Here is a 7,054-nt window from a genome sequence, read left to right as displayed (position 1 = left end):
CCCGCGGAGTTGCAGCAGCGGGTGCGTGAGGTAGCCCGCGAACACAACGCAACCAACTTCATGGTCATGCAGGCCGCATTGGCGGTGTTGTTGTCGAGGCTTAGCGCCGTCAGCGATGTGGCAGTGGGATTTCCGATCGCCGGGCGCAATGATCCTGCGCTCGACGAGTTGATCGGGTTCTTCGTCAATACGTTGGTGTTGCGTGTCGATCTTGCCGGCGATCCCACCGTCGCTGAGTTGCTGGCTCAGGTGCGCCAGCGCAGCCTTGCCGCCTTCGAACATCAAGACGTGCCGTTCGAGGTACTCGTCGAGCGGCTCAATCCCACCCGCAGCATGTCCCATCATCCACTCGTCCAGGTCGCGTTGGCCTGGCAGCCGAACGGTGAGCCGACCGCAGGACTGACGTTAGGTGATCTGCAAGTCACCCAGATGCCTGTCGATACGCGAACGGCGCGAATGGATCTGACGTTCTCGCTGTCCGAGCATTTCACCGACGCCGGTGAGCCCGCCGGGATCGACGGGACCGTCGAGTACCGCACCGACGTGTTCGACGCCGCGACAATCGAGGCTTTCATCGAACGGCTGAGGCGGGTCGTGGCGGCGATGGCCGCGGATCCCACGCAGAAACTGTCGTCGCTGGAGGTGCTCGATGGCGATGATCGCGCCCTGCTCGACGTGGTGGGTAATCGAGCGGTGCTGACCGAGACCGTAGCGGTCGGCGTAACGGTTCCGGAGTTGTTCGCCGAACACGTGGTGAATCGCCCAGACGAGGTGGCCATCACCTGCGGACAGCGTTCGTGGACCTATCGCAAGGTTGATGAGGCGTCGAATCGGTTGGCGCACACGTTGGTAGCGCGGGGGGCGGGACCGGGCCATTGTGTGGCGTTGCTGCTGGAGCGTTCCGCCGAGGCGATCGTCGCGATGCTGGCAGTACTCAAAGCGGGTGCGGCCTACCTGGCGATCGACCCCGTCCTGCCGGATGCCCGCATCGGGTTCATGATCGACGATGCCTCACCGGTAGCGGTCATCACCAAAATGGCCCTGCGTGCGCGGTTTGACGGATCAGGGGTGAACGTCGTTGATATCGACGATCCGGCAGTGGCCGATCACCCGGACACGCCGTTGCCGACGCCGACGGCCGATGACATCGCCTACCTCATCTACACATCGGGCACGACCGGTGCGCCGAAGGGTGTCGCCATAACTCACGCCAACCTGACGAGTCATTTGGCGGAGTCGACTCCCGCACACCTACCCGCCGAGCAAGTGTGGACGCAGTGTCATTCCTATGCGTTCGACTTCTCAGTGTGGGAGATCTGGGCCGCGCTGCTCGGCGGAGGGCGACTGCTGGTTGTGTCCGAGTCCGTGACAGGCTCGCCGGACGAATTCCACGACCTGCTGGTTGCCGAGCGAGTGACCGTGCTCACCCAGACCCCGTCGGCCGTGGGTGTGCTGTCGTCTGAGGGCTTGGAGTCGGTGGCGGTGCTACTCGGAGGCGAGGCATGCCCACCCGAGGTCGTCGATCGGTGGGCTCCGGGCCGGGTGTTGATCAACGCCTACGGCCCGACCGAGGCCACGGTGTATGCCTCGATGAGTGCTCCGCTGACAGCCGGGGTGGGGGTGGTGCCGATCGGTGCGCCGGTGTCAGGCGCGGCGTTGTTCGTACTCGACGAATGGTTGCGCCCGGTGCCGGCGGGGGTGATCGGTGAGTTGTACGTCGCCGGTCGCGGCGTTGGCGTTGGGTATGTCGGCCGCACCGGATTGACCGGATCCCGGTTCGTCGCGTGTCCTTTTGGGGGTTGGGGCGCGCGGATGTATCGGACTGGAGATCTGGTCCGGTGGGACGCCGATGGGCAGCTGCAATATCTGGGGCGAGCTGACGAGCAGGTCAAGATCCGCGGGTATCGTGTCGAACTCGGCGAGATTCAGGCGGCACTGGCGAGTTTGGACGGTGTCGAGCAGGCGGTGGTCATCGCACGCGAAGACATTCCCGGCAACAAGCGCCTCGTCGGGTATGTCACCGGCACGGCCGACCCCGCCGAACTTCGCCCAGCGCTTGCCGAGCGGCTCCCGTCGTACATGGTGCCTGGCGCGGTCATCCCGCTGGACGCGCTGCCATTGACGGTCAGCGGCAAACTCGACACTCGCGCCCTGCCCGCCCCCAAGTTCGACGACGGCGATTATCGTGCGCCGACCGATGCGGTAGAGGAGATCCTGGCCGGGATCTACGCCCAAGTCCTCGGTCTCGACCGCGTGGGTGTCGATGACTCCTTCTTCGATCTCGGTGGCGACAGCATCTTGTCGATGCAGGTGGTGGCGCGGGCCCGGGCGGCGGGTCTGTTGTGTCGCCCGCGCGACATTTTCGTCGAGCAGTCCGTGGCTCGGCTGGCTCGGGTGGCCGGGGTGGCCGGCGGTGCGGCGGGGGTGGTGGACGAGGGCGTCGGACCGGTGGTGGCGACTCCGATCATGCGGTGGCTGCACACCGTGGACGGGCCGGTCGACCAGTTCAACCAGACGGTGTTGTTGCAGAGCGCCACCGGTGCAACCGAATCCGATGTGGTCGCGGTCCTGCAGGCGCTGGTGGATCGGCATCCGATGCTGCGCCTGCGCGCCGATAACATCGCCGGGGGATGGGTGTTGCAGGTGCCCGAGGCCGGTGCGATCGATGCTGGTGCCTGCCTGCACACTGTCGACGAGTTGACCGCTGATGCGTTGGTGGCGGCCCGGTCGCGGTTGAACCCGGCTGCGGGGGCAGTGTTCAGCGCGCTATGGGTGGCCGACACGGGTCAGTTGGCGTTGATCGTCCACCATCTTGCCGTTGATGCGGTGTCGTGGCGAATCCTGTTGGAGGACCTCAACATCGCCTGGGTCCAGCACCGCAGCGGGCAGCCGATCGCGTTGCAGATGACAGGAACATCGTTTGCCCGGTGGGCCGCCTTGCTGGCGGAGCATGCCCACACCCCCGCGGTGGTGGAGACAGCCGATTCCTGGCGGCAGGTCACCGCGGCCCCGATCGCGCTACCGGCCGTGCAGTCTGACGTGGACACATACGCCAGCGCCGGGCACCTGTCGCTGTCACTGGACACCGAGACGACGCGCCTGCTACTGAGTGAAGTGCCCGCTGCCTTCCACGTCCGCACGCACGACATCCTGCTCATCGCATTCGGCCTGGCCTGGAACGAATTCCGGGGCACCTGTGCCGTGCCGATCGGTATCGATGTCGAAAGTCACGGCCGCGAAGAAGATCTAGGCCCCGACATCGACTTGTCGCGCACAGTGGGATGGTTCACCGCCAAGTACCCAGTCTCGTTTACCGTCGGTGGGCTCCGCTGGGCGCAGGTGGTCGCCGGGGCAGCAGAACTCGGTGCGGTGATCAAAGACGTCAAGGAACAGCTGCGTGCTCTGCCGGACGGCCTGACCTACGGACTGTTGCGCTACCTCAACACCGACATCCTCAACTCCGACTCCGATAGGACCGAGTCCGATCCGTCGATCGGATTCAATTACCTCGGACGGCTTGTCGCGGCCGCTGACGCGATGCCCGACGACATGTGGCGAATTTGCGAAGACGGATGGTCGGTCGCCGACGCTGTCGCGGCGGTGCCCATGCCTTTGGCCCACTCTGTGGAACTCAACGCGGCCACCCTCGATTCCGAGGATGGTCCCAATCTGCGCGCCAACTGGACTTGGGCGCAATCGGTGGTGGATGACACACAGATCGCCCGGCTGAGCCAACTCTGGTTTGACGCCCTGACCGGCATCTGCGCCCACGTCCGAGACGGTGGCGGTGGGCTGACGCCTTCGGATATCTTCCCCGCCCGGTTGACCCAACCGGAGATCGACGGGCTGCTCAAGCAACGCCAGATCGCGGATATCCTGCCGCTCACCTCGTTACAGCAAGGATTGCTCTTTCACGCCACCACGATGCAGGGCGCCAGCGATGTGTATGCGATGCAGCTGGACATCACCGTCACCGGATCGCTGGATCCCCACCGCCTGCGCGACGCCGTACAGGCGGTGGTCGAACGTCACCCCAACCTGGCCGCCCACTTCTGCGGACAATTCGACCAACCGGTACAGGTCATCCCGGCTCATCCCACGGCAGCGTGGACGTATCTCGACCTGAGTGGTAGCGGACCGTCGTCCGATGAGCAGATCAAGCAGCCTCGCGCCGCCGAACACGCGGTGATGGGCGATCTCGTCCACGAGCCGGTGCAGATCATCGCGGCTGATCCCGTTGCGCCCTGGGGTTATGTCGAGCTGAATGACATCGGCCTCGATGCCGAAGTCGACGAACAGATCCAACGGCTGTGCGCCGCCGAACGCGCAGCAGTCTGCGACCTCGCCAACCCACCGGCCTTTCGGGTGGCACTGATCCGCACCGCGAGAAATCGGCAAAGGATCGTGCTGACCAACCACCACATCGTGCTCGACGGCTGGTCGTTGCCGATCCTGCTGCAGGAGATATTCGCCGGCTATTACCGACACCGGCTACGAGCGGCCGCCTCGTACCGCAGGTTCCTCGGTTGGCTGGACGATCGAGATATTCCATCGGCTCGGGCGGCCTGGCAAAAGGTGCTCGCCGGGTTTGAGATTCCCACACTGGTAAGTCCGCCGGGCCGGGCGGGTCTAGGGCCGCGGGCGACCACTTCGGTTCGGGTGTCCGAGGAAACGACGCGAGCGCTCAATGAGCTGGCGCGCGCATGCCACTCCACCGTCAACACCGTGCTGCAGGGCGCATGGGCGCAGGTGTTGATGTGGTTGACCGGACGTCGCGACGTCGTGTTCGGTACCGCTGTATCGGGACGGCCCACTGACGTGCTCGGCGCGGATTCGATGGTGGGGCTCTTGATCAACACGGTGCCGGTGCGGGTGCAGATCATGCAAGACACGACCATCGCCGATTTGCTCGGCCAAATGCAAAGTGCGCATAACGAGACCCTTGAGCATCAGCATTTGGCACTGAGCGAGATCCACCGTGCCACCGGCCACAAACAACTGTTTGACACCGTCTTCGTCTACGAGAACTACCCGCTCGACATGGCGTTGTTCCGCAACAACGGGTTGGCCATCACTGAGATCAGCGGCCGCGAGTACAACCATTACCCGCTGGCGATGGTCGTCCGCCCGGGACAAGCGTTGGGCCTTCGGGTGGAATACGACACCGAGCTGTTCGACGCGGCGAGGATCGAGCAGCTCACCAAGCGATTCCAGCGGACGCTCGCGGCCATGGCCGCGCCCGAGAAGTCATGACCGTCAATCCATCACGGCGGCTGTCGTCGCTAGATCTGTTCGGCGACGATGAGGTCGCCAACCCGGATGAGTGGGGAAACCGGGCGGCGCTCACCGAGCCCGTGTCGCCGGTCTCGCTTCCCGAGGCGTTCGCTGCGCAGGTGGGCCGCACGCCCGATGCCGTCGCACTCAGTTACGGGGATAGTTCGTGGACGTATCGCGAGCTCGATGAGTTCTCTAATCAGTTGGCGCACAAGCTGGCCGAGCACGGCGCAGGCGCGGGACGGTGCGTGGCACTGCTGCTGGAACGCTCGGCCCAAGCCGTGATCGCGATTCTGGCTGTGTTGAAGTCGGGAGCGGCCTACCTGCCGATCGATCCCGCGCACCCGCCGGCCCGGATCTCGTTCATGTCGCAGGACGCCGGACCGGTAGTCGCGATCACCACGACGGCATTTGCCGACCGGTTCGCCGGATGCGACCTGTCGGTGATCGACGTCAACGAGGTTGCAGTTGACGAACAACCAGGCAGTGCACTGCCTGTGCCAGCGCCCGATGACGTCGCCCACATCATTTACACATCGGGCACCACCGGTTTGCCCAAAGGTGTTGCGGTAACCCATCACAACGTGACTCGACTGTTCGATTCACTCGATGTGGGGCTGGAACTGGCACCGGGGCAGGTGTGGACGCAGTGTCACTCCTATGCCTTCGACTACTCGGTCTGGGAGATCTGGGGTGCGCTGCTGTTCGGCGGGCGGTTGGTGGTGGTTCCCGAGTCTGTGGCTCGCTCACCGGAAGACTTCCGCGCCTTACTGATTGCCGAACACGTCACCGTATTGAGCCAAACCCCGTCCGCTGTGGCGGCGCTCTCGCCGACGGGTTTGGACTTCGCGGCGCTGATGGTGGCCGGTGAGGCCTGCCCGCCCGATGTGGTGGATCGGTGGGCGCCCGGGCGGGTGATGATCAACGGTTACGGTCCGACCGAAACCACGGTGTATGCCACTATCAGCGCGCCGCTGACCCCCGGGTCGGGGGTGCCCATCGGTGCGCCGGTGCCTGGCGCGGCGTTGTTCGTGCTGGACGAGCAGTTACGTCACGTGCCGCCTGGGGTTGTCGGCGAGTTGTATGTGGCCGGACGTGGCGTCGGTGTCGGGTATATCCGTCGGGCCGGGTTGACCGGCGCGCGGTTTGTGGCGTGTCCCTTCGGCGAGCCGGGGACACGGATGTATCGCACCGGCGACCTGGTGCGGTGGGGCCTCGATGGGCAGCTGGAGTATCTGGGTCGCGCTGATGAGCAGGTCAAGATCCGCGGTTACCGGATCGAGCTCGGTGAAATCCAGGCCGCACTGGCCGGGCTCGACGGAGTCGGGCACGCGGCGGTGATCGCGCGCGAGCACCGTCCCGGCGACAAGCGTCTCGTCGGCTACGTAACCGAATTGAAAGGCAGCACAGTCGATCCCGTACGTGCACGCGCCGCACTCACCGACCGGCTCCCGCCGTACATGGTGCCGAGCGCAGTGGTCGTGCTGGATGCGCTGCCTTTGACGGTCAACGGCAAGCTCGATACCCGTGCCCTGCCGGTACCCGACTATTTCGATTCTGGCCAGTACCGGCCTCCGACGGATGCTGCGGAGGAGATCCTGGCCGGCATCTATGCCCGGGTCTTGGGACTGGACCGTGTGGGCGTCGATGACTCGTTCTTCGACCTCGGCGGTGACAGTGTCTCTGCGATGCGTCTGGTAGCTGCGATCAATGCCGCTATGGGCACCGGACTTTCGGTGGGCACCGTGTTCGACGCGCCGACGGTTGCGATGCTGGCGCC

Annotated in this window: 2 protein-coding genes; both read left to right on the top strand. The window is 65.0% G+C overall.

Annotated features, from left to right (window positions below):
• Positions 1 to 5,253 (top strand): non-ribosomal peptide synthetase (locus BST47_RS29985; protein WP_122984574.1); only part of this gene is annotated, 5,253 nt, incomplete at its 5' end.
• A partial coding sequence (locus tag BST47_RS30440) for a non-ribosomal peptide synthetase (RefSeq protein WP_122984573.1) occupies positions 5,250 to 7,054 on the top strand: 1,805 nt, incomplete at its 3' end. The genes BST47_RS29985 and BST47_RS30440, both read left to right, overlap by 4 nt.

It is taken from the genome of Mycolicibacterium tusciae (genome assembly GCF_002086795.1).
In the GTDB taxonomy this organism is placed as follows: Bacteria; Actinomycetota; Actinomycetes; order Mycobacteriales; family Mycobacteriaceae; genus Mycobacterium; species Mycobacterium tusciae.
This window is presented reverse-complemented; position numbering and strand designations above follow the sequence as displayed.